The organism is Cellulomonas sp. URHD0024, assembly GCF_000426185.1.
Taxonomy (GTDB): Bacteria; Actinomycetota; Actinomycetes; order Actinomycetales; family Cellulomonadaceae; genus Cellulomonas.
The window spans coordinates 22,051-45,241 of the sequence record NZ_AUEW01000007.1 but is presented as its reverse complement, the minus strand read 5'-3'; the positions used below and the strand labels follow the sequence as shown (position 1 = coordinate 45,241).

The following is a 23,191-nucleotide window of genomic DNA, read 5'->3' as shown; positions in this document are numbered from 1 at the left end:
CTACAGCGGCAGGACCGCCAGGGCATCGGGCTCGACGCCCAGCTCGACGACGTCGCCGGTGGCCCAGCGACCGCCGACCGGGCCGAGAGCCGTCACCGCGCCGATGCCGTCGACCTCGACGCGGACCTCGGAGCGGCCGCGGCGGGACGCGACACCCGTGACGGTGCCTTTGGCCACCCCGGCACGCCCGACGACGAACGCACCCTCGGCCAACGCGATCGTCGCGTCGTCCTCGAGACGGGACCCGAGTGCCTCGCGCAGCGGTGCGGCCGCCTGTGCGGAGGCGTGCACGAAGGCCTCGTAGCCGAGGAACGACGCGACCTCCCGGGACGCGGGGGAGCGCCACAAGTCCGTCGGGGTGGCGACCTGCAGCAGGCGTCCGCCCGACATCACCCCGACGCGGTCCGCGACCGCGAAGGCCTCGTCGTGGTCGTGCGTGACGAACAGCGCGGTGGTTCCGGTCGCGACGAGGGCCGCGCGCAGGTCGACCGCGAGCCGCTCGCGCAGGGTCCGGTCGAGGGCGGACAGGGGCTCGTCCAGGAGCAGGAGCCGCGGCTGCGGGGCCAGCGCACGGGCGAGCGCGACGCGCTGACGTTCCCCTCCGGAGAGGGTCTCGACGGACCTGCCCCCGAAGCCGGCCAGGCCGACCAGGTCGAGCAGCGCGTCGACCGACGCGCCCCGGGGCAGCCCGTAGCCGACGTTGCCGCTCACCGAGCGGTGCGCGAAGAGCTGGCCGTCCTGGAACATCAGCCCGAACCCGCGCCGGTGCACCGGCACGCCGGCGAGGGAGGAACCGTCCCACCGCACCGACCCGGCGGCCAGCGGCTCCAGTCCCGCGACCGCGCGCAGCAAGGACGACTTCCCGCACCCCGACGGCCCGAGGAGCGCGACCACCTCACCGCTGTGCACGGACAGCGACACCCGGTCGACGGCGGTCGCGGAGCCGTACCGCACCACCACGTCGTCGATGGTGAGAGTCACCAGTCACCGCCGGGTCCGGCGGTCCGCAGCTTCTCGCAGGTCGCGACGACGATCGTGGTCAGGACGGCCAGGACCACCGACGCCGCGAGCGCCATGCCGTAGTTCTGGGGACCGGGCCGCCCGATCAGCCGGAAGATCACCACGGGCAGGGTCGGTCGGTCGGGCCGCGCCAGGAACGAGGTGGCACCGAACTCTCCCAGCGACGCTGCGAACGCGAACCCGACGGCGAGGCCGAACGCCCGCAGACCCAGCGAGAGGTCGACCGTGCGCAGGACGCGGAACGGGGACGCGCCGAGCGTCGCCGCTGCCTCGCGCAGCCGCGGGTCGATCGCGCGCAGCACGGGCAGCACCGTGCGGACCACGAGCGGCACGGCGACAACGGCCTGCGCGATCGGCACGAGCAGCGGGCTCGTCCGCAGGTCCACGGGCAGGCCGAACGGGTGGTGCATGGAGAGCAGGAAGCCGAACCCGACGGTCACCGCGGACACGCCGAGCGGCAGCATGAACAACGCGTCCAACCCTCCGACCGCCCTTCGCGCGGCCGGCCGCCGAGGTCGTCGCGACACGACGAGGGCCACGAGCCCACCGACCAGCAGCGCGATCGTCGTGGCGTCGACCGCGATCCGCAGCGAGTTCAGCGCTGCCTGCCAGACAGTCACGGTCAGCGACCCGCCGGTGGTGCCGAGCGCGGTGTAGTTGTCGAACGACCAGCCCCGCGGCGTGTGCAGGGAGCGGACGACGAGGTTGACCAGAGGCGTCGCGATGAGCACGACCACGACCGCCGTGACAGCGGCCGCGGCCAGCGACATCGCGTGCCCGTCGCCGGGCGGCAGGCCCGGCGGGCGCCTCAGGCTGAGCGGGCGCGAGGTCTGCGACGACAGAGCCAGCGCGCGCTCTCGTCGCGACCTCGCCCGTCCCGCCACCACGAGCACCGCCGCGACGACGACGAGCTGCACGACCGACAGAACGGCCGCGGCCCGCAGGTCGAGGAACTGCGTGGTCTGGATCCAGATCTCCGTCTCGATCGTGCCGAACTGCAGGCCGCCGAGGACGAGGACGGTGCCGAACGCGGTGGCGCAGAACAGGAAGGTGAGCGAGGCGGCGGACGCGATCGCGGGCGCCAGCGACGGGAGCGTGACCGTGCGGAACGCCTTCCACGGGGAGGCGCCGAGCGCTCGTGCGGCCTGTTCGGCGCGGGGGTCGAGGCGCTCCCACAGGCCCCCGACCGCGCGGACCACGACCGCGTAGTTGAAGAACACGAGCGCAGCGACGATCGCCGCGAACGTGCCGTCGAGGTGCAGGAAGCCGAGCGGTCCGCCGTCGACGAGCAGGGACCGGAACGCGACGCCGACCACGACCGTCGGCAGGACGAACGGCACGGTGACCAGTGCGCGGAGCACGGACCGCCCGCGGAACGAGTGCCGGTAGAGCAGGTAGGCGCCGGGCACGCCGAGCAGTACCGAGATGGTCGTGCCCAACGACGCCTGCGCCACAGTCAGCCCGATGATCCGCCACGTGCGCGGGTCTGAGAACACCTCCGCGAAGCCCGACAGGTCCACACGACCGTCGACGACGAACCCCTTGCCGATCATCACGGCGACCGGCCACGCGAAGAAGAGGCCGAGGAAGAGGAGCGGCACGAGGACCGCGAGGCTCCAGAACGCGACGACGCGCGCCCGTCCCGACGACCGCGGCGGCGAGGCCGGGGCGTCGAGGCGGACGAGCGTCTGCGTCATCAGCCGATCACCGTCTCCGACCACTGCTTCAGCCACTCGGCGCGGTTCTTCGCGATGTCCGCCGGCGGTACCTCGAACGGCTTCGTCGCCAGCGGCGCCCACGACGCCCACTCGGCGGGCAGGTCGACGGCCGTGCTCACCGGGTACATGTACATGGACCCGGGGATGTCGGCCTGGACCTTGGTGGACAGCAGGTAGTCGAGCAGCTCCTCGGCACCCTTGGGGTTGGACGCACCCTTCAGGACACCCGCGTACTCCACCTGCCGGAAGCACGTGTCGAGCAGGGCACCGGTGGTCGGCTCAGTGCCACCCTCGGGGACGGAGTCCGGCGGCGACGACGAGTACGACAGGACGATCGGGCGTGGCCCGTGGCCCTGACCGCCGGAGAAGTCGGTCTCGTAGGCGTCCGTCCAGCCGTCGGCGACCTTGAGCCCGTTGGCCTTGAGGTCGCTCCAGTACTGCACGTAGCCGTCCTCGCCGAACGCGCCGATCGTCGCGAGCAGGAACGCGAGTCCCGGCGACGAGGTGACCGCGTTGGGCACCACGGTCAGGTCCTTGTACGCCGGCTTGGTCAGGTCCTCGAGGGTGACCGGCTCGGCCTGGCCGTGGGCCGTGAACCAGGCGTGGTCCACGTTGATGCAGACGTCGCCCTTGTCGATCGCGGTCAGCGTGTCGGACCCGTCGACCTTGTACTGCTCCGCGTCCTGGGCGGCCGGCACCTGCGACACGTACGACTGCACGACGCCCTCGTCGATCGCGCGGGACGCGAACGAGTTGTCGATCCCGTACGCGAGGTCGCCGAGCGGAGCACCCTTGGTGAGCACGAGCTGGTTGACCAGCGTGCCGGCGTCACCGGGCTGGACCACCTTGACCGTCAGGCCGGTCTTCTTGGTGAACGCGTCGAGCAGCCCGTCGGAGAGCTGGAACGAGTCGTGCGTGACGAGCGTGACGGCGTCGTGGGTCGAGACTGTCGTCGGTCCAGTGCCACCGACGGCCGAGCAGGCGGCGAGCGAGGCGGCCGCGACGACGGCGAGTGCGGTGAGCGAGACGGTTCTCGCCATGGGTGGTGCTCCTCCTTGGTCGAAAAGGAGGGGGTCACCGCAGCGCGCCCACGAGTGGCGCGACCACGGAGACTGAGAAGCCCGACTCCCTACGCCGGTATCAACCGGATCAGGTTCGAGGGTCTGCGGAGGCCCGCACTCTCAGCGTCCTGACCTGTTCGGCCCGACGCTCCCCTGTCGTTCGTCCGCGATCCTACGCCCGTAGGGGCAGCGCCCGGGGCCGTGCCCCAGTAGCGTGGCCTGCATGTCCGACAAGCCGCAGTCGTCCTTTCTCGCGAAGATCATCGGCGCTGCCGCCACGCTCATCGCGGCATGGCTCGCGCAGAAGCTGATCTCGAGCGTGTGGAAGGCCAGGACGGGCCACAAGCCGCCGACGCCCGACGACAAGGGCAACGCCAACCTGACCGAGATGGTCACGGCTGCTGCAGTCACCGGCGCACTCGTCGCGATCTCTCGCGTGCTCGCCACCCACGGCGCGGCCCACGTCGTCGCGGCGATGGAGGACGACGACGACGAGTACTTCGACTGACCAGGTCGTCCTGGAGCGGTCTCTCTCTTGCGGGCATTTAGTCTGTGCGCCTATAGTCGTAGCACGGACTAAATACCCAGGAGGCACATCATGTGGATCGCCGAGCACACCGCCGAGACCGACCTCTCCCCCGAGACCGTGTGGACCGCGCTCGCGGACCTCCACCGCGGCGCGCTGACGTACGACGGCGCCGACCACTTCGAGCTGCACGGACCGTTCGCCGTCGGCAGCACGGTCGCCGTCACACCCGTCGGCCAGGGGACGTTCGACTCGACGATCGTCGACCTGGTCGAGCCGGAGACCTACGCCGACCTGACCTCGTTCGGTGACATCACGCTCCTGTTCCGCCACACGCTGGTCGCGCTCGACGGCGGGGGCACGCGCGTGACGCACCGGCTCGAGATCGACGGGCCGTCGGCCGACCAGGTCGGCCCCGAGCTCGGCCCGCAGATCAGCGACGACTTCGGCCCCTCGATGCGTTCGCTGTTCGACGCCGCCCGGGTCCACGCATGACACGGTTCGCCGGCGGTCCGTCGGAAAGCCCGGGGTTCCTGCTCTGGCACGCGACGATGCGCTGGCAGCGGGCGATGACCGCCGCGCTCGCCCCGCTCGACCTGACGCACGTGCAGTTCGTCCTGCTGGCCTGCGCGTGGTGGCTGGGCGGGCACGGCGAACCGCCCCGACAGTCGCAGGTGGCGGCGCAGGCGGGCACCGATCCGAAGATGACCTCGGACGTCGTCGCCCGCCTCGAGGCCAAGGGTCTGCTGCGCCGTACGCAGGACCCGACCGACGCACGCGCCAAGTTCGTGCTCGTGACGCCCGCCGGTGCGGAGCTCGCGGCTCGAGCGATCACCGTCGTCGAGGACGCCGACGCCGCGTTCTTCGCCGGCGTGGACGCGAGGGACCTGCTCAGCCGGCTCGCGGGGCTCGCCTGAGGCGTCGGGACCGTCTCGGACCGGCCACGGGACGACAACGATGCCGCCGGTGCAGATCACGATCTGCACCGGCGGCCCCGCGCCACGGACGGTCACTGCCACAATCGCCGCATGCAGCCCCTGATCTGCGCCGCGATCGCGGCGACAGCGCTGCTGACCTCCTGCTCGTCGTCGCCGGGTCAGCCGGAGCCGGTGCAGTACGGCGGTGGGGACTACCCGGCCTACCCGTCGCTGGCCGACCTGTGCAGCTCCGCGTCGGTCGTCGTCACGGCCACACCGGTCTCCAGCACCGTCCGCGCCGTGAACCTGCTGACCAACGAGCAGGTGGAACCGGACGGAGACCGTCTGGGGCCAGACGACATGGTCCAGACCGTCACGACGGTCAAGGCCGACCGAGCCGTCTCGGGCCGGTCGGTCGATCCGGGCGAGCTCGTGGAGGTCGGGCAGCCGGGCGGCGTCCTCGACGGGGTGGAGTACCAGGCGAACCAGCTCGGGCTGACGGAAGGTCAGTCCTTCGTGCTGTTCCTGGTGGAGTTCGACGGAGCCCCCGCCGGCCTCCTGAACCCCACGCAGTCGGGCTATCGGATCGACGACCAGGGCGCCATCGAGGCCCCGGGCGACGACGCGCTCGCCTCGGAGCTCGACGGTCGCACCGCCGACGCGACCCTCTGCTCCTAGCCCTCGCCCTCGGCGGACCGCGCGGTCGCCTGCTCCATGTCCGACGTCAGCTCGTCGACCTCCAGCAGGTCGTCGCGGATCTTGCCCGTGCGGTAGCCGGCCCGGCCGACCATCTGCGCGGCGACCGGTGCGGTGAGCATCTGGAAGACCGCGACCAGCACGAGCGCCCACACCGCACCGCCGGACCGCAGGCGGAGCGCCAGCCCGAGGAGCACGAGCACCAGTCCGAGCACCTGCGGCTTGGTGCCCGCGTGCATGCGCGAGAGCAGGTCGCCGAAGCGCAGCACGCCCACGCCCGCCGCGAACGCGAGGAACGCGCCGCCAAGCATGCAGATGCCCGACGCCACGTCGGCAACCGTGGTCCAGGTCATCGGACCTCCCCGTCGTGCCGCTCGTCGGCGTCGGCGCGACGGTCGGTCCGTCGAGCCTCCTCGGCCTCGTCCTCGGCGGCGATCCGCTCGGCCTCCTGCGCCGCGATCTCCTCGCGGGTACGGACCCGGCCCTCACCCTCGGGCTCCACGGACGCGAACCGGGCGATCGTCACCGACCCCACGAAACCGACCATCGACAGGACGACGAGGATCGGTACCACGTCGGTGCGGCGCTGCATGGCGGCGTACAGGGCGATCGCCGCGATCATCGTCGTGACCACGATGTCGAGGCCGACCGTCCGGTCGAGCATCGAGGGGCCCTTCTCCACGCGGATGATCGCGAGGCTCGCGCCCACCGTGAGCAGGACGCCGCAGAGGACGACGACGACGGTCATGGGCGCAACCCCGCCGCCACCAGCTCGTCGTCCGACGCGAACGCCCGCAGCACCCGCTCCTCCTGGTCCAGCACCGACTGCCGCGCCGCCTCGATGCCGCCGGACTGCCGCACGTCGAGCACGTGCAGGTACAGCTTGCCGGTGAGCCGGTGCGCCTCGACCACGAGCGACCCGGGCACCAGCGACGCCAGCTCGGCGGTCATCGTCAGGTAGAGGTCGGAGTGGCTGCGCAGCTGGACGCCGATCACGGCACCACGCGTCTGGTAGCCCGGTCTCAGGGCGATCAGGCTGACCTCGAACGACGCGCGCACGAGGTCCGTCGCGAACCGCGCGAACAGCCGGACGATGCCGAGCGGGCGCAGGCGGCCGTGGAAGTCGATGGTCGCCATCCGCAGACCGGTCGTGACCAGGAAGCCGACGATCAGGCCGGCCAGCACGTTGCCGACGGACACGTCGCCCCACAGGAAGACCCAGACGACGGTCAGCCAGAGGATCGTCGGCCACTGGGTGTGCCAGCGCGCCCGGTGCGGACTCATCCGTGGCTCCCCTCGTCGGGCGACGCGTCGGCGGACTTTCCCTCACCACGGTGCCCGTCCGGCAGCACCGCGTCGACGTACGGCGTGCGTGCCTGCAACGACGCTGCCGCCCGGTCGGTGTACCCGTACAGCGGCCCGGCGGCGAAGGTGAGCAGCAGCCCCACTCCGACGAGGGCCGCGGTCGGGGCAACCATGCCGAAGGGCAGGCGCACCGGCGGCCGCACCTCTGACGGGGTCTGCCAGAACGCCTTGTTCCAGGCCTTCACCAGGGCGTAGAGCGTGAGCAGCGACGTGACCACGCCCCCAGCGACCAAGATGTACGTCAGAGGCGTCCCTTGTTGTACGCCGGCCTCGAGGAGCCCGACCTTGCCCAGGAATCCCGACAGCGGCGGGATGCCGGCGAGGTTCATCGCGGGCACGAAGAAGAGGATCGCCAGCACGGGCGCGGCCTTGGCCAGCCCGCCCAGCCGGGTCAGGGATGTGGAGCCGCCCGCGCGCTCCACCAGACCCACCACGAGGAACAGCGCCGTCTGCACGGTGATGTGGTGGACCACGTAGTAGATCGACGCCGAGTAGCCGGCCTGTGTGGACAGCGCGATGCCGAACACCATGTAGCCGATGTGGCTGACCAGCGTGAACGAGAGCAGTCGCTTGATGTCGTCCTGCGCGACCGCACCCAGGATGCCGATCACCATCGTCGCCAGCGCGGCCCACATGAGGACGTCGTCGAGCTGTCCGCCGGGGAAGAGCAGCGTCTGCGTGCGGATGATCGCGTAGACGCCGACCTTGGTCAGCAGGCCCGCGAACACGGCAGTGACCGGTGCGGGCGCGGTCGGGTAGGAGTCCGGCAGCCAGGCGGACAGCGGGAAGACGGCCGCCTTGATCGCGAACGCGAGCAGCAGCATGACCTGCAGGACGAGCCGCACACCCGGGTCGATCTCAGGCAGCCGCAGGGCCAGCTGCGCCAGGTTCACCGTGCCGCAGGCGGCGTAGATCATCGCGATCGCCACCAGGAACAGCACCGAGCTCAGCAGCGCGACGACGATGTAGACGGTCCCCGCGCGGATGCGGTCGCCGCTGCCGCCCAGCGTGATGAGCACGTAGGACGCCGCGAGCAGGATCTCGAAGCCGACGTAGATGTTGAACAGGTCCCCCGACAGGAAGGCGTTGGCCACCCCCGCGGTCAGCACGAGATAGGTCGGGTGGTAGATCGAGACGGGGGCCGACTCCTCGTCGTCCTGCTGACCCTGGGCCAGCGAGTAGAGCAGGACGCAGAGCGTCACGGCCGCGGAGATGGTGAGCATGAGCGAGGACAGCCGGTCGGCGACCAGGTTGATCCCCACGGGCGCCGCCCAGTCGCCGACCTCGACCACCAACGGGCCCTCGTCGGCAAGCACGAGCAGGGTGATCGACGCGGCCAGCACCAGGCTGAGCGCGGAGACGCTGACCAGCCGCTGGACGTTCGGGCGGCGGTAGAGCGCGAGCGCGAGGCCCGCGGCGAACAGCGGGATCACCACCGGGAGCGGGACGACCCAGTTCACGCGGAACCCCGGTCGGCCTCGTCGCGAGCCTCGGCGGCCTCGTCGTCGAGAGACTCGCCGAACCCCTCGGTGTCGGAGTCGGTCGTCGCCCTCTCGTCACGGCCTGCCAGCCGCGCGATGCGGCGGTCCTCGACGTCGTCCTGGACCTCGTCGTGCCGGTTGAGCTGCCACGAGCGATAGGCCAGGGCAAGCAGGAACGCGGTCATGCCGAGCGTGATGACGATGGCCGTCAGGACCATCGCCTGCGGGAGCGGGTCGGACATCGGGCCCTGCCCGGAACCGACGATCGGCGGCCGTCCCGCGGCGCCTCCGGCGACGAGGAACAGCAGGTTGGCGCCGTTGCCGACGAGGATCACACCGATCAGGACGCGGCTCAGCGACCGTTCCAGCAGCAGGTAGACGCCGGCCGCGAACAGCACGCCGATGGTCACGACCAGGACGAGGTTGGGGCTCATGTCGATCATGCGTCGGCCTTGGACGCCGCGATCCGCTCGGACGCGCCCGCGCCGACCGGGTCCTCGCCCGTCTCCGCGCGACGGTCGATCTCCGCCCCGAGGCTGCGCAGGATGTCGAGGACCAGTCCGACGACGACGAGGTAGACGCCGAGGTCGAAGAACAGGCTCGTGACCAGGTGCAGGTCGCCGACGACCGGCAGGTGAAGGTCCCAGATCCACGACTCGAGCACGGAGCCACCGGCCACGAGCGCGACGACGCCGACCCCGGCCGACAGGAAGAGGCCGACCCCCAGCAGCAGACCCGCCTGGACCGGAGCCGCCTCGCCCAGCTCGTACCGTCCGCCCGCGAGGTAGCGGACGATGAGCGCGATGCCCGTGACGAGGCCCGCCGCGAAGCCACCGCCCGGTGCGTTGTGCCCGCTGAACAGCAGGAAGACCGAGTACACGATCATCGTGTGGAACAGCAGGCGCACGACGACCTCGAAGATCACCGAGCGTCGCTGCGGTGCCAGCGTGCGACCCGCCTGCAGCCACTCGCGTCCGCGGGCCTGGCTCGAGGGGACGCTGCCCGAGATGCCGCTGGCATCACCTTGGGTGGACCCTGCGGCCGGTAGGCGCAGCGCCGCCATGGGGTCGCTCGACCCACCCCACACCGCCCGGTCACGCTGCGCGTCCTGCGCGCGGAAGATCGCGCCGGTTCGTCGGGACAGGAAGACGAGCGACGCGACACCCGTGGCGGCCACCAGCAGCACCGAGATCTCGCCCATCGTGTCCCACGCGCGGATGTCGACGAGGGTCACGTTGACGATGTTCTTGCCGCCGCCCCACGTCACCGCCTCGTCCGCGAAGTCCGCGGACACCGGCAGGTGCGTCCGGGCCCCCGGCGCGACCAGCGCGACCCCGGCCACCACCAGACCGACAGCGAGCCCGAGCGCGAGCCGCAGCCAGCGGCTGGCCACCAGGGGACGGTCAGAGAAGTACGGGGGAAGCCGGCGCAGGACCAGCACGAACACGACGAGCGTCACCGTCTCGACGAGCACCTGCGTGAGCGCCAGGTCAGGCGCGCCGTGCAGCAGGTACAGCCCGGCCATCGCATAGCCGCCGACCCCCAGCAGGATCACGGCCTTGAGCCGCCGCCTCGCGCGGGTGACCAGCAGTGCCGACGCGATGGCGGCCGCCGCGAAGACCACCTGCGCAGGGTCGTCCCAGGGGATGTAGTGACGGGCCAGGGTCGTCTGGGTGAGCAGCGGCCCACCGACCGCGAGGACGAAGACCACGAGGATCAGACCGAGGTAGATCGGGAGCGAACCTCGTTGGGTCACCGCGGTGACGTCGGCGGCGACGTCGTCGAGGCGGCGCATGAACCGGCGGTACAGACGGTCGGCGTCGGGCCCGTGGTAGAGGTCCGACTGCCACCGCTCGACCCGGTCGCGTACGACGAACAGGAGCGCACCGCTGAACAGGATCGCGAGCGTGAGCAGGAACGTCGGGGTGATGCCGGCCCACAGGACCAGGTGCCCGGCCTCCCCCGACGGGTAGGTGTCCGCGTAGGGCAGCAGCAGGTGCTCGCCGAGCTGGGGCAGCAGCGCGACGGCGAGCCCGAGCACCCCGAGGATCATCGCCGGCCAGACCAGCAGGAGCGACGGGTGCGTGATCGGCGCGGGGTCGGCGTCCGCGTGGGCGGCGTCGCCCAGGGAGGTGTCGGTGTCGACCCCCGCGGGCGCCACCGCTCGTTTCGTCGCGAAGGCCCCCCACCACAGCCGCAGCCCGTACGCCACGGTCAGCACCGACCCGACCGCCACCGCGGTCAGGGTCACCGGGTCGTCGTGCAGCGACTCGAGCGCAGACTCCTTGGCGACGTACCCCGCGAACGGGATCAGGCCGATCATGCTCGCGGTGGCGAGCGCACCCGCCAGCGCGGTCAGCGGGAGGGTCCTGCCCACCCCGGACAGCCGCCGCAGATCACGCGTCCCGGTCGCGGCGTCCACGACCCCGACGACGAGGAACAGGGCGGCCTTGAACATCGCGTGCGCGCCCAGCAGGGCCAGGCCCGCGAGCGCCGCTGCCCGCGTCCCGAGGCCCACCAGCAGGATGATCAGCCCGAGCTGGCTGACCGTGCCGAACGCGAGGACCAGCTTCAGGTCGTGCTGGCGCAGCGCCCGGTAGCCGCCGAGCAGCATCGTGCCGCAGCCCAGGACGACGACGATCCCGTGCCACGTCGGGTCCGACGAGTAGGCCGGGGCGAACCGGGCGACGAGGTAGACGCCGGCCTTCACCATCGCGGCCGCGTGCAGGTACGCGCTCACGGGCGTCGGGGCGGCCATCGCCGCGGGCAGCCAGAAGTGGAACGGGATCAGCGCGGACTTCGTGATCGCCCCGGCGAGCAGACACACGATCGCGACGGTCATCCCGGGCGGCGGGCGCGCGATCACCTCGGACAGGCGGTAGGTGCCCGCCGCCTCGCCCAGCAGCAGGATCCCGACGAGCATCGCCAGGCCGCCCGCGGTCGTGATGACGATCGCCTGCATGGCCGCCCGGCGGCTCGCCTTGCGTTCCGCGTAGTGCCCGATCAGCAGGTAGGACGTGACGGTCGTGAGCTCCCAGAACACGAAGAGCATCAGCATGTCGTCGGCCGTGACCAGGCCGAGCATCGCCCCCTCGAACGCGACGAACACGGCCGCGAACCGCGCGAGCCCGCTCGCCGTCGTCGTGAAGTACGCGGAGCAGTAGACGAGGACCAGCGCGCCGACGCCGCCCACGATCAGCGTCATGAACCACGACAACGTGTCCAGCCGGAACGTCAGCTCGATGCCCAGAGACGGGATCCACTCGACCGACTCGGTGGGGCCGTCGCCGCGCTGGACCGCCGACGTCCAGCTCAGCGCCCACACCGCCGCGCTCGCCGGGGCCAGCGCGAGGACCCAGAACGCCTTGCGACCCATGAGCCGCACGAGAACGGGCGCGACGAGGGCTGCGATCACCTGGACGGTGAGGAGCAGCAGCAACGTCCGGCTCCGTCCTGTGGGGGGCGGGGTCTGGGGTCGGTCTGTTGGGTCGATCGGAGGTACAGGCACGCACGGCGAACGCGATCAGCGCCCCCCGTGATGCACAGCGGATTGCTGCCAACCCTACCAACGCATCCCGGCCGGTCCCGGCCGACCGTCCCCGTCCGCCCGCGCCGGCCGAGGTCGTGCGTTTGAGCTCAGTTCGTGTGTTTGAACGCTCGAACTCGGCTCAGACGCACGAACTCGGCGGCCAGGGCGGCGGGAGGGGCGGCGGTCGGCAGGTCCGGGTCAGCGCTCCGGGCGTCCGCGGCAAGTACCGTGGCGCCGTGGATGCGCTGCAGGTGACCTGTCTGGGGATCGTCGTCGTCGCGACGGTGGTCGGTGTCGGGCTGTTCGCCCGCGGGGTGGCCGCGATCGTGCGGACCGTGCGGGTCGGGCGGGCGCTGCCCGGGCGGTGGACGCCGGTCGGGCCGCGGACGCGGACCCTGCTGGCGGAGATCTTCGGGCACGGCCGGTTCCAGCAGCGGCCCGTGGTCAAGGCGGCGCACTGGGTCGTGATGATCTCGTTCCCGCTGCTGTTCATCGCTCTGGTGAGCGGGTACGGGCAGGTGGTCGACCCGTCGTTCACCCTGCCGCTCATCGGAGCGTTCGCCCCGCTGGAGTGGGCGATCGAGGCGTTCGCGTGGGCGGCGCTGTTCGGCATCACCGCGCTGATCGTGCTGCGGCTCCGCCTTCTGCCGCGTGGGGAGAACCCGCGGCGGTCCCGGTTCTTCGGGTCGCACCAGGTGCGCGCGTTCTACGTCGAGGGGACCGTGCTCGTCGTGGTCCTGGCGGTGATCGTGATCCGGGCGCTGGAGTACGCGCTGGGGTCGGGCAGCGCCTGGCACTACCCGCTCACCGCGTGGTTGGGGTCGCTGTGGGCAGGGGTTCCGACGACGGCGCTCGAGGCCGCTGTCGTCGTCGTCGCGACCGTCAAGATCGTCGTGTCGATGTCGTGGTTCGTGGTGATCGGGCTGCAGCCGACCATGGGCGTCGCGTGGCACCGGTTCCTCGCCGTGGTGAACGTGTACGCGCGCCGGGACGCGTCCGGTGGCGTGACCCTCGGACCGCTGCAGCCGCTGCGCACCCCGTCCGGCGACACCATCGACCTCGCGGCGCTGGAGGACCTGCCCGACGACGCCCGCCTCGGCGTGGGCGCGATCGAGGACTTCACCTGGAAGGGCCTGCTCGACTTCTCCACCTGCACCGAGTGCGGCCGCTGCCAGGACCAGTGCCCCGCCTGGGCGACCGGCAAGCCCTTGAGCCCGAAGCTGGTCACGCTCGCGCTGCGTGACCACGCCGCGGCCACGGCGCCCTACCTGCTGCCCGCTCCCGACGAGTCCCACGCGGGCATCGACCTCCTGGGAACGGCCGGCGTCATCGACCCGGACGCCCTGTGGGCCTGCACCAGCTGCGGCGCGTGCGTCCAGCAGTGCCCGGTCGACATCGAGCACGTGGACGCGATCGTCGACATGCGCCGCTACCAGGTGCTCATGGAGTCGGCGTTCCCCAAGGAGCTGGGCGGCACGTTCACCAAGCTCGAGCGGCAGGGCAACCCGTGGGGACTGCCCGCCCGCAACAGGCTCGCGTGGGCCAAGGGGCTGGACTTCACCGTCCAGGTGGTCGGGGTGGACGTCGAGTCCGCAGAGGACATCGAGTACCTGTTCTGGGTCGGCTGCGCGGGCGCGTACGAGGACCGGGCCATCCGCACGACGAAGGCCGTCGCCGAGCTGCTGCACACCGCCGGCGTGAGCTTCGCGGTGCTGGGCGACGGGGAGTCCTGCACCGGCGACCCGGCGCGGCGAGCCGGCAACGAGATCCTGTTCCAGATGCTCGCCAGCGCGAACGTCGAGATGCTCAACGAGGTCGGCGCTCAGCGCATCGTCGTGACCTGCGCGCACTGCTTCAACACGATCTCCCGGGAGTACCCGCAGCTGGGTGGTCGCTACGAGGTGGTCCACCACACCGAGCTGCTGAACACGCTCGTCGCGGACGGCCGGCTCACGCCGCTGCCCAGCAACGACTCCAGGGCCGTCACCTATCACGACCCCTGCTACCTGGGCCGGCACAACCAGGTCTACGCGCCGCCGCGCGACCTCCTCGGCGCGATCCCCGGCCTCACCGTCACCGAGATGCCGCGGAACAAGGAGCAGGCATTCTGCTGCGGCGGTGGCGGTGCGCGTGTCTGGATGGAGGAGACGATCGGCACCCGGATCGGCACGGCCCGTGCCGAGGAGGCCCTCGACACGGGCGCGTCGACGATCGCGACCGCTTGCCCGTTCTGCACGGTCATGCTCACCGACGGTGTCGCCGCCGCCGGTGGCACGGCCGAGGTCGCGGACATCGCCGTCCTGCTGCTGGACCGGGTGCGCGAGGCACCTGAGGATCAGTCCCCGGTCTGAGTCTGAGGCGGCCCCGTGTAGTGACCCGGCCGCACTCCGAACGAGGCGGTCGAAGCCGGCTCTCCGACCACGAGCGTCCGTGACTCGCCCGTGACCGGGTCGATGGCCACCAGGGAGACGGCATCGGTCGTGCCCGGTTCGGGCCACTGCGTTCCGATGAGCTCAGAGCCGCGAACGTCGACCACTCCCAGGCGCCGTGAGCCGCCGCTGCTCAGCCGGTGCAGGCCGTCGTCGGCGATCTCGTACCAGGAGCTCTCCGCTTCACTTGGCCCGGACATCCCCGCGACAAGACGACCATCGACGCGCCAGACCCCGGCGAGCCTGGTCGACTCGGGCATGCCGTCCAAGCGTCGGGCCGCACCGGAATCGGTCGGGACGAGCCAGAACTCGGTCGGGTCCCAGAACACGAGCTCCGAGGCGCCGCCGGGGGTGCACTCCAGGAGCAGATTCGTGTCGTCGACCCACATCCAGGCTCGGCACGCGTCGGGCCTGTCCGGGTACGGCATCGGAAGGGTCTCCGGCGTCAGCGCGTCAGCGGTGACCACGACCGGTCCGGCGAGTCCGTTCAGGACGATGTCTGCTCCCCCGGGCGACTGGAACCACGGGAAGCTGCCGTACTGGACGGCGAAATCGGGCGACCGCGCAACCGTGTCCCCGTCGATGGTGAGGCGGCTCAGGTGCTGGGTGACGCCGTCCCCGATCAGGACCAAGACGTCCGAGGTCTCGTCGCCGACGAAACGGTGGGGCTCGCCCCCGGTCACCAGCACGGAGTGAGTGTCGCCGGTGAGCAGGTCGATCGCGCGTACTGACTGATCCTTGCGGTTGGACACCAGCGCGAGCGAACTGCCGGGGAGCCAGTCGACGAGGCTCCAGTCCGTGAAGTCGAAGCCTGTGGTGATGGCGAACGGCTGACCGTCCGGGCTCACCAGGTACGGCGCCTCAGGAACGACCACCTCGTTCTGCTCGTCCCAGGCCCCGTAGAGCACGACGTTCCAGCCGTCGCCGGCGGCCGCGAGCATACCGGGCGCCATCGGCTGCGCATCTCGGAACATGGCGGCGGCCGGCCGCGGCGCGGCCGTGGCTGACACGGTGGGAGTCGGAGTCGCGCTAGGGGTGGGCGTCGGCGTACTCGTGACCGTCGGGACCGGGACGGCCGGAGGCGGTGGCATCCGCAGCCCGGACAGCTGGACGACGACCGTGGCCGCACCGATCACGGCGACAGCGGACAGGACGGTCGAGCCCGTCCTGACGCCCCGGCGACGACGCACCCGTCGCGTCAGAGCGCTCGTCTCGATGGTCGCGTCGGGGGCCGACGCCTCAGCCTCGAGCTGCAGAGCGTCGGCGAAGCCGTGCAGTGCGGAGGTGAAGTCCTCGTTCATGACGCGCTCCCTTCCCGGTCGATGATGCGGACGGACTCGAACTCGTGCGGGGGGTCGACGACCGCCAACGTGACGCGTAGCTTCGCGGTGGCGTCGGAGAGGTAGCGCTTCACGGCTCCCTCGGACAGGTTCAGTGCGGCGGCGATCTCCGCGACCGGAAGGTCGTCGAAGTGGCGCAGGACGATGCAGGCCCGCTCACGTGGCGCGAGCAACCGCAACGCAGCGCTCACGTCGGCCGAGGCTGTCGCCGCCTCCGAGGCCGCAGCCGCCGGTGGGCCGTCGAACAGGTGCGCCCTGCCGTGCCAGGTGCGGCGACGGCGGGTCTGGTCGAGGAAGACCGTGCGGATCGCTTGGCGGACGTATCCCTCGGCGGCGTGCACCTCGGTGACTGCACGTGGTCGGGAGAACGTCTTGACGATCGCCTCGTGGACGAGGTCCTCGGCATCCCGCCGGTCGACGACGAAGAGGCACGCGTAGGCCACCAGGGCCGATCGTCGCTCCCGCACCATCTCGTCGAGCACACTTCGCCAGCGCGTCACCGGCTCACCCCCTGTTCGTTGATGCCACAACGCACTCGACCCGCGAAACGTTGGGGGTGATCCTGGACCCCAGCAGTGTCGGATGGAGATTCGCTGTCACCCAGGAGGCCCAGCCCGTGACCGAGCACCTCGGCCCGCGCAGCACGGAGACCCGTCGGCAGGACGCGCTCTACCGGCTCGGCCATGAGGTGGACGCCTGGGTCGCGACGACGGACACCGACACCGGCGACCCCCGCCTGACCCCGCTGTCGTTCCTGTGGCACGACGACGCCCTGCTGTTCGCGACGACGACGAGCAGCCCGACCGGTCGCAACCTCGCCGCCAACGAGGTCGTCCAGGCCGGCATCGGCCTGACGCGGGACGTCGTGCTGGTCCTGGGCACCGTCGGGATGGTCGCCGTCGACGCGATCGACCGGAGTCTCGGCGACGGGTTCGCCGCCAAGGCCGGCTTCGATCCTCGTCGGCACGCCGAGGCCTACGCCTACTTCCGGGTCACGCCGCGGAGCATCCAGGCGTGGCGCGAGGAGGACGAGCTGGCCGGTCGCTGGTTGATGCGCGGCGGCACCTGGGCCTGAGTCCACGCGAGCGAATTGCGGTTCGAGCACAACCGAACCGCGCTCCGGTCGTCTGGGGGTACCAGGATGTCCGGACGGTCGGCGAGGGAGCAGGAATCACGCCTGGGGGACGAACGTCTGGCCGGGCTGGTCCGCGACCGGGGGCCGGCGCTCGTCGCGTATGCGTTCCTGTTCACGGGGGACCAGCCCTGTGGGATCCGTGGGGTCGTTCGCTGCCCGACGCACTGGCCGCCCGGGGCTGGGCCGACGCGGTCACGCTGCCCGAGCACCCCGGGGACCTGCCGCCGATCCCGGGTGACGCCTCAGCGCTCGTAGGCCCAGGTGCGGTCGGTGAGCATCCGGGCGATCGCGAGGCCGATCGCCAGGGACGCGACGACGAGGGCCGCCTCCACGCCCGAGGCGAGCGCTTCGACGGTGTCCCCGTTCGAGATGTGGAACACGGCCTGGTAGGCCAGCACGCCCGGAACCATGATCGTCACGGCCGGCACGTAGACGGTGATCCGGGGGACGTCGAGCCGAGGCGCCACGACGGCGGTGATCAGCCCGACCAGCAGTGCCGCGAGCGCGGCCGAGACCTGCGGGGGCACGTCGGCCCCGTTGAGGTAGATGCGCGGCACGTTCGCCACCATGCCGATCACCGCCGCGGCGAGCGCGATCCGCCACGGGCTGTTGAACATCAGGGCGAAGCCCAGGACGCCGACGAAGCTCGCGACGAACCGCAGGGCGAGCAGCACACCGGCGCCGAGGTCGGGCGCGGAACCCGGCTCGGGAGTCAGCCCGACGACGAGGGAGAGCGCCCAGACGGCCAGCGCCGCCGACGTCAGCACCATCACGGCGTACGTCAGGCGGGCTACGCCGGCCGAGAAGTCCATCTTGGCGAGGTCGAGGAAGCCGGTGACCAGCGGGAAGCCCGGGATCAGGAACAGCACGGCTGAGATGTACCCCGCCTCGTGCGGCACGCCGGTCGCCCCGAATGCCTCGACCAGCGACACGAACGCCAGGTAGCCCAGACAGGCGACGAGTGCGCAGATCATGGTGACGGCGAAGACGTTGAAGCCGCGGTGGACCATCGTGCGGCGCAGCGCCTGACCGAGCAGCGCGCCGAGGAAGACACCCAGGATCTCGACCACGCCGCCGTGGTTCAGGAACGAGAACGCGGCGCAGGCGATCGCCGCCCACAGGGCGTTGAGCGCCACCGGGTACAGGGGCGGCTTGTCGGAGATGCGGTCGAGCACGGCGTTGACGTCCTCGACCGTCGCGGGGCCCGTGGCGTCCAGCCGTCCCGCAAGGCGCTCCAGCGCCGCCAGCCGGTCCACGTTGATGCCGACCGCACGCACCTCGGTCACCTCGGTGCGGAAGCTCGCGCCGCGGTGCGAGGTCGTCGTGATCTCGGTGAGCGTCACCAGCGCCTCGTGCCGGTCGATACCCAGCGCCCGCGCCACCCGCGCCATCGACGCCTTGACGCGGTACGAACCGGTTCCCGACGAGAGGCTCAGCCGGCCGACGCGCAGCACGACGCCCGACCGCCGGATCAGCTCGAGCTCGTCGTCGTCCGGGTCGGTGGCCACGAGCCCATCATGGTCCTACCGTCGCGCCCCGGTGAGCAGGCGCCGCGCACCCGGTGACCGGGGACGCTCACCAGGCCGGACCGGTCAGCCGGCGAACATCGAGAGCAGGAACAGGAGCGCGCCGATGCCCGAGAGGACCAGACCCGCGATTGCGCGGCCCATGCCGACGGCTGTCGGGTAACCCTCAGCCTTGATGGCACGAGCCTTCCGCAGCGCACGAACACCGACGATGATCGCGATGCCCGAGGCGATGGCGTAGTCGAGGAAGAGCAGGACGACGACCACCATGATCCCGGCGATCAGGGCCCACGTCGCGAGACCGTTCTTCGGCTTGGCGGCCTGATCGAACCCGTACCCGGTCACGGCCCCCGGGTAGGCCGAAGCCGGGGCGAACCCCTGATAGCCACCTGCCTGCGGGTATCCGCCGCCCGTGAGACCGGGGTAGACCTGCCCGGGTTGCGTGTAGCCGGGCGCGACAACGGCCGCCGGAGCGTGGACCGCTTCCGGCTGCGTGTGCGCGGTCCACTGGGCCCCGTCCCACCAGCGGTGACCGCCACCCTGCGGGTCCGCGTACCACCCGGCGGCCACTGAGGGTTGGGGCTGGCCGTACGACGTGCTCATTCGGTCGTCCTCGTCTCTCGTGATCGCGCGTCGCGCGGTGTCGGCGGTACACCTGTGCAGCTCGCTCCGCGACTCGGCGCCCGTCCCTCACATCGGCACGGCGGGCCGTCCACTTCAGCCGAACGGCAGGTCGGCTGGTCGTTTCCGGCCTCAGCTGCGGCAGCGCCGCGCCGCGTCAGTCGGCGCCGACCACGCGGAGCAGCCGGAGGAGCTCCGTCTGCTCCGGCTCCGGAAGGCGGGCCAGGCGGGCGGCGATGTGCTCGTGCCGCTGGTGGGCCGCGTCGGCGAGCAGGGCGTGTCCTGCGGAGGTCAGCTCGACGAGGGTCGCGCGCCGGTCGGTCGGGTCGGGCAGCCGCTGGACCAGGCCCTCCGCCTCGGCCACGTCGACCTTGGAGGTGACCGACCGTGGTGCCACGCCGAGTGCGTCGGCCAGCGAACCAGGCCGTTGCGCGCAGCCGCACCCGGCGAGCGTGCGCAGGAAGCGGAGCTGTCCGGGTGCATAGGGACCGGACTCGCGTCGGACCCCGCGCAGGATCGAGTACAGCAGCTCGAGCAGCTCACCGGAGGCGTCGGTGCCGGAAGCATCGGGCACGGGCTCGGTGTTCACAACAGCAGAGGCTACCCGTCGTTGTGAGTCTGCAACATAGTGAGTTAACCTCAGCATCGCGCCGAGCCCCGGAGGAGCGAACCCGATGTCGCAGTCAGCCCCCACGATGCGTGGCTTCTTCAAGGACCAGTCGGTCCGTGAGCACAAGCTCACCAAAGAGACCCGCCGACGGATCCTGCAGTTCGCGCGTCCGTACCGCGGCAAGCTCGCGGTGTTCGTCGTGCTCATCGCGCTCGAGGCCGCCGCCGGTGCCGTCACTCCGCTGCTGTTCAAGAACCTCATCGACAACGGCATCACCCCCGGCAACGCCGAGGTCGTCCTGTCGATCGCGGCGGTTGTCGCAGGACTCGCGATCCTCGGCGCGGGACTGTCCGTGGCGGACCGCTGGGTGTCGGCGCAGGTGGGCGAGGGCCTGATCCTCGACCTGCGGACCGCCGTCTTCGACCACGTCCAGCGCATGCCGCTCGCGTTCTTCAGCCGCGCCAAGACCGGGGCGTTGGTCCAGCGGCTCAACGGTGACGTCCTGGGCGCCCAGCAGGCGTTCACGAGCACGCTGCAGAACGTCGTGAGCAACGCGCTGACCATCGTGTTCGTCCTCGCGGCGATGTTCAGCATGTCGTGGGAGCTGACCCTGCTGAGCCTCGTGCTGCTGCCGGCGTTCGTGCTGCCCGCACGCTGGTTCGGCAAGAAGATCGCCAAGGTCACGCGCGAGAGCTACGAGATCAACGCCGACGCCGCGCAGATCATGAACGAGCGGTTCAACGTGGCCGGCGCGCACCTGGTCAAGATCTTCGGCGACCCCGCCCGCGAGTCCGCCGCCTACGCGCAGCAGGTCGGTCGCGTCCGCGACATCGGCGTCACGCGGGCCCTGTACTCCACCTGGTTCCGGGTCGGCCTGACCACGCTCGCCTCGGTGGCCGTCGCGATCGTGTACGGCCTCGGAGGCGTCATGGCGATCAACGGCACGCTGACGGTCGGTGTGGTCGTCGCCCTCGCCTCGTACCTCGGCCGGCTCTACGGGCCCCTGACCTCGATGTCCAACGTGCAGGTCGACGTGATGACCGCGCTCGTCAGCTTCGAGCGTGTGCTCGAGGTGCTCGACCTGGAGCCGACGGTCGGGGAGAAGGACGACGCAGCAGACCTGGGGCTGCCGGTGAAGCAGCAGGGCGCCAGCGTCACCCTGGACCACGTCACCTTCCGCTACCCGAGTGCCGACGAGGTCTCGCTGGCATCGCTCGAGTCCGTCGCGACCCTGAGCCGCGAGGTCCACGGCGACACGCTCACCGACGTCAGCTTCGAGGTACCCGCCGGCCACATGGTCGCGCTCGTCGGCCACTCGGGCGCGGGCAAGACGACGCTGTCCCAGCTGGTGACCCGCATGTACGACCCGACAGCCGGCTCGGTCCGCATCGCCGGCACCGATCTGCGCGACGTCACGCAGGCGTCGCTGCGGGCCACGGTCGGCGTCGTCAGCCAGGAGGCCCACCTCTTCCACGACACGATCGCGGAGAACCTGCGCTACGCCCGGCCCGAGGCCACGGACGCGGACATCGAGCGCGCCCTGCGGCAGGCCCACATCTGGGACCTCGTGGACAGCCTCCCCGACGGGATTCGGACGGTCGTCGGCGACCGCGGCTACCGGCTGTCGGGAGGCGAGCGCCAGCGCCTGGCGATCGCGCGCATGCTGCTGAAGGCCCCGGACGTCGTGATCCTCGACGAGGCGACCGCCCACCTCGACTCGGAGTCGGAGGCCGCGGTCCAGGCGGCGCTCGACGAGGCCTTGTCGGGCAGGACCAGCATCGTCATCGCGCACCGGTTGTCGACGGTCCGGCAGGCCGACTCGATCGTCGTCCTCGAACAAGGTCGCGTCATCGACCAGGGCACCCACGCCGAGCTGCTCGAACGCGGTGGCGTCTACGCCGAGCTGTACCGGACGCAGTTCGCGCCAGGTGTGGTGGCCGGTACCGTCGCCGCATGATCGGACGCATCGACGAGGTGGTCTTCGACTGCGCGAACCCACCGGCGCTCGCGGCGTTCTGGGCCCAGGTGCTCGGCGGCGAGGCCACGGCTCGCGACGACGACTGGTGGTACGTCGACCCGCCCGGCTGGACGCGCGTCGCGTTCCAGCGGGTACCGGAGGGCAAGGCCGCCAAGAACCGCGTGCACCTCGACGTGGAGGTCGCCGACCTGGTGGAGGCGACGGCACAGGCCGAGGCGCTCGGTGCCACCCGGGTAGGAGACCTGCACGTCGACACCGCGGGCTCGTTCCAGGTCCTGCTCGACGTCGAGGGCAACGAGTGGTGCGTGGTCAAGCCCTCATGAGCGCCGACCCCCGCGTCGAGGACGCCTTCGCTCTCCTGTACTCCGAGACCCACGGGCGCATCGTCCGCTACGCCGCCCGCCGCGGCGCGAGCGACCCCGAGGACGTCGCCGAGGGCGTCTTCCGGCTCGCGTGGACCGCTGCGCAGCAGGGCGTCCCCGTGACGCTCGGCTGGCTGGTCGGCGCGGCCGACAGCCTCCTGCCGGCCATCGATCTCGGCATCGAACGTCGCGTGCTCCGGATGCGGTACTGGGACAAGCTCAGCATCACGGAGATCGCCACGGTGACGGGCGAGTCGCGGACCACGGTGCTGCGCCACCTGAACGCGGCCCGCCGGGTGCCCGGCGAACCGAATCCGGTTCCGGAGGTCGAGGTGCCCATGCGGCAACGCGCGTGGGACGAGCTGCGCGCCCTGGTCCCGCGGGCCGCCGCCACGCTCGAGAAGTCCCCCCCGCGGCGCAAGCGGCTGAGCACGCCCGTGCGGTGGGGCCTGGTCGCCGTCGCCGTCGGGATCGTGGTGATGATCGCGGTGGCTCCTCGGATGGCGCCACCGAGGCTCGACAGCGTCCTCGACTTCCCCTACTACACGTCGACCGCCGACCTCGAGGACGCCTCCGACACGATCGTGCTCGGCACGCTCACCGGCCTGTCCGGCGGAGTCGGCACGATCGACGTCACGGCCACCGCCAAGGGCTCGCCCACCAGCACCTTCACCTACGACGCCCGCCCCGACTCACCCACCGGGGCACTCGTGACCGGCCACGAGTACGTCGTCCTGCTCGCCGACGGTGCCCTGGTGAACAGCGCCCAGGGCTTCTATCCCGTCCAGGACGGCACAGCCGTCCCGACGGGGACGAACACGATCCCGCTCTCGTCGGACACCCTGGCCGCGCTGGACCTGCACTAGCGAACGCGCGA

The 23,191-nt window shown here is 71.4% G+C and carries 23 protein-coding genes and 1 riboswitch; of the genes, 9 read left to right on the top strand and 14 right to left on the bottom strand.

Going from position 1 to position 23,191, the window contains the following annotated elements; genetic code table 11:
* Genes I847_RS0107860 through I847_RS0107850 form a run of 3 tightly spaced genes read right to left on the bottom strand, consistent with a single transcriptional unit; the run spans position 1 to position 3,778 of the window.
* Positions 1 to 981, bottom strand: coding sequence for an ABC transporter ATP-binding protein (locus I847_RS0107860; protein WP_034609551.1), 981 nt, complete (start codon positions 979 to 981; stop codon positions 1 to 3).
* On the bottom strand, positions 978 to 2,717 hold the full coding sequence (locus I847_RS0107855; protein ID WP_028049264.1) for an iron ABC transporter permease: 1,740 nt from the start codon (positions 2,715 to 2,717) through the stop codon (positions 978 to 980). Before I847_RS0107855 ends, I847_RS0107860 begins: the two co-directional genes overlap by 4 nt.
* Positions 2,717 to 3,778 (bottom strand): thiamine ABC transporter substrate binding subunit, encoded by a 1,062-nt coding sequence (locus I847_RS0107850; RefSeq protein WP_028049263.1) that lies wholly within the window; start codon positions 3,776 to 3,778, stop codon positions 2,717 to 2,719. The genes I847_RS0107855 and I847_RS0107850 overlap by 1 nt, the downstream gene beginning before the upstream one ends.
* 69 nt (positions 3,779 to 3,847) lie before the next feature.
* A riboswitch (TPP riboswitch) is annotated at positions 3,848 to 3,964 on the bottom strand.
* Between the two features lie 58 nt (positions 3,965 to 4,022).
* Between I847_RS0107850 and I847_RS22535 the strand changes: the two genes are divergently transcribed.
* From I847_RS22535 to I847_RS0107830, 4 genes are all read left to right on the top strand, one after another.
* A complete protein-coding gene (locus I847_RS22535; protein WP_051274582.1) occupies positions 4,023 to 4,307 on the top strand; it encodes a DUF4235 domain-containing protein in 285 nt (94 codons plus the stop codon).
* A gap of 90 nt (positions 4,308 to 4,397) precedes the next feature.
* A complete protein-coding gene (locus I847_RS0107840) occupies positions 4,398 to 4,820 on the top strand; it encodes a polyketide cyclase (protein ID WP_028049262.1) in 423 nt (140 codons plus the stop codon).
* Positions 4,817 to 5,242, top strand: a complete 426-nt coding sequence (locus I847_RS0107835; RefSeq protein ID WP_028049261.1) for a MarR family winged helix-turn-helix transcriptional regulator — start codon at positions 4,817 to 4,819, stop codon at positions 5,240 to 5,242. The genes I847_RS0107840 and I847_RS0107835 overlap by 4 nt, the downstream gene beginning before the upstream one ends.
* 111 nt (positions 5,243 to 5,353) lie before the next feature.
* Positions 5,354 to 5,920 (top strand): hypothetical protein, encoded by a 567-nt coding sequence (locus I847_RS0107830; RefSeq protein WP_028049260.1) that lies wholly within the window; start codon positions 5,354 to 5,356, stop codon positions 5,918 to 5,920.
* Here the strand turns inward: I847_RS0107830 and mnhG are convergent.
* The 6 genes from mnhG to I847_RS0107800 are packed head-to-tail and all read right to left on the bottom strand — an operon-like array spanning position 5,917 to position 12,223.
* A complete protein-coding gene (gene mnhG / locus I847_RS22530) occupies positions 5,917 to 6,291 on the bottom strand; it encodes a monovalent cation/H(+) antiporter subunit G (protein ID WP_034609548.1) in 375 nt (124 codons plus the stop codon). The genes I847_RS0107830 and mnhG overlap by 4 nt on opposite strands.
* Positions 6,288 to 6,686: a monovalent cation/H+ antiporter complex subunit F gene (locus tag I847_RS22525; protein WP_034609546.1), complete on the bottom strand. Its 399-nt coding sequence runs from the start codon at positions 6,684 to 6,686 to the stop codon at positions 6,288 to 6,290. Before I847_RS22525 ends, mnhG begins: the two co-directional genes overlap by 4 nt.
* Positions 6,683 to 7,222: a Na+/H+ antiporter subunit E gene (locus I847_RS0107815; protein ID WP_028049259.1), complete on the bottom strand. Its 540-nt coding sequence runs from the start codon at positions 7,220 to 7,222 to the stop codon at positions 6,683 to 6,685. Before I847_RS0107815 ends, I847_RS22525 begins: the two co-directional genes overlap by 4 nt.
* Positions 7,219 to 8,763: a Na+/H+ antiporter subunit D gene (locus I847_RS22520; RefSeq protein WP_034609544.1), complete on the bottom strand. Its 1,545-nt coding sequence runs from the start codon at positions 8,761 to 8,763 to the stop codon at positions 7,219 to 7,221. Before I847_RS22520 ends, I847_RS0107815 begins: the two co-directional genes overlap by 4 nt.
* On the bottom strand, positions 8,760 to 9,227 hold the full coding sequence (locus I847_RS0107805; RefSeq protein ID WP_028049258.1) for a Na(+)/H(+) antiporter subunit C: 468 nt from the start codon (positions 9,225 to 9,227) through the stop codon (positions 8,760 to 8,762). Before I847_RS0107805 ends, I847_RS22520 begins: the two co-directional genes overlap by 4 nt.
* Positions 9,224 to 12,223, bottom strand: coding sequence for a Na+/H+ antiporter subunit A (locus tag I847_RS0107800; protein ID WP_028049257.1), 3,000 nt, complete (start codon positions 12,221 to 12,223; stop codon positions 9,224 to 9,226). Before I847_RS0107800 ends, I847_RS0107805 begins: the two co-directional genes overlap by 4 nt.
* Before the next feature lie 326 nt (positions 12,224 to 12,549).
* On the opposite strand from I847_RS0107800, the gene I847_RS0107795 reads away from it, so the two are divergent.
* The gene (locus I847_RS0107795; RefSeq protein ID WP_028049256.1) at positions 12,550 to 14,664 is read left to right on the top strand and encodes a (Fe-S)-binding protein; all 2,115 of its coding nucleotides are present in this window, start codon (positions 12,550 to 12,552) and stop codon (positions 14,662 to 14,664) included.
* On the opposite strand, the gene I847_RS0107790 is transcribed toward I847_RS0107795, so the two are convergent.
* Positions 14,649 to 16,043, bottom strand: a complete 1,395-nt coding sequence (locus tag I847_RS0107790; protein WP_028049255.1) for a hypothetical protein — start codon at positions 16,041 to 16,043, stop codon at positions 14,649 to 14,651. The two genes, I847_RS0107795 and I847_RS0107790, sit on opposite strands and share 16 nt — an antisense overlap.
* On the bottom strand, positions 16,040 to 16,582 hold the full coding sequence (locus tag I847_RS22515; protein WP_231384135.1) for a sigma-70 family RNA polymerase sigma factor: 543 nt from the start codon (positions 16,580 to 16,582) through the stop codon (positions 16,040 to 16,042). Before I847_RS22515 ends, I847_RS0107790 begins: the two co-directional genes overlap by 4 nt.
* Positions 16,583 to 16,698: 116 nt before the next feature.
* Here I847_RS22515 and I847_RS0107780 point away from each other — a divergent pair, with 116 nt between their 5' ends.
* Positions 16,699 to 17,157: a pyridoxamine 5'-phosphate oxidase family protein gene (locus tag I847_RS0107780; protein WP_028049254.1), complete on the top strand. Its 459-nt coding sequence runs from the start codon at positions 16,699 to 16,701 to the stop codon at positions 17,155 to 17,157.
* A gap of 302 nt (positions 17,158 to 17,459) precedes the next feature.
* Here I847_RS0107780 and I847_RS0107775 read toward each other — a convergent pair whose 3' ends face one another.
* The 3 genes from I847_RS0107775 to I847_RS22510 form a co-directional block, all read right to left on the bottom strand.
* Positions 17,460 to 18,725, bottom strand: a complete 1,266-nt coding sequence (locus I847_RS0107775) for a threonine/serine exporter ThrE family protein (protein ID WP_028049253.1) — start codon at positions 18,723 to 18,725, stop codon at positions 17,460 to 17,462.
* A gap of 84 nt (positions 18,726 to 18,809) precedes the next feature.
* On the bottom strand, positions 18,810 to 19,346 hold the full coding sequence (locus I847_RS0107770) for a DUF2510 domain-containing protein (protein ID WP_034609540.1): 537 nt from the start codon (positions 19,344 to 19,346) through the stop codon (positions 18,810 to 18,812).
* A 175-nt stretch (positions 19,347 to 19,521) separates the two neighbouring features.
* Positions 19,522 to 19,953, bottom strand: coding sequence for a MarR family winged helix-turn-helix transcriptional regulator (locus I847_RS22510; RefSeq protein WP_051274581.1), 432 nt, complete (start codon positions 19,951 to 19,953; stop codon positions 19,522 to 19,524).
* Positions 19,954 to 20,038: 85 nt separating this feature from the next.
* On the opposite strand from I847_RS22510, the gene I847_RS0107760 reads away from it, so the two are divergent.
* The 3 genes from I847_RS0107760 to I847_RS25480 are packed head-to-tail and all read left to right on the top strand — an operon-like array spanning position 20,039 to position 23,180.
* Complete coding sequence (locus I847_RS0107760) at positions 20,039 to 21,931, top strand: ABC transporter ATP-binding protein (protein WP_028049251.1); 1,893 nt, start codon at positions 20,039 to 20,041, stop codon at positions 21,929 to 21,931.
* Complete coding sequence (locus I847_RS0107755; RefSeq protein WP_028049250.1) at positions 21,928 to 22,275, top strand: VOC family protein; 348 nt, start codon at positions 21,928 to 21,930, stop codon at positions 22,273 to 22,275. The genes I847_RS0107760 and I847_RS0107755 overlap by 4 nt, the downstream gene beginning before the upstream one ends.
* Positions 22,272 to 23,180: an RNA polymerase sigma factor gene (locus I847_RS25480; protein WP_051274580.1), complete on the top strand. Its 909-nt coding sequence runs from the start codon at positions 22,272 to 22,274 to the stop codon at positions 23,178 to 23,180. Before I847_RS0107755 ends, I847_RS25480 begins: the two co-directional genes overlap by 4 nt.
* Positions 23,181 to 23,191: the final 11 nt, after the last annotated feature.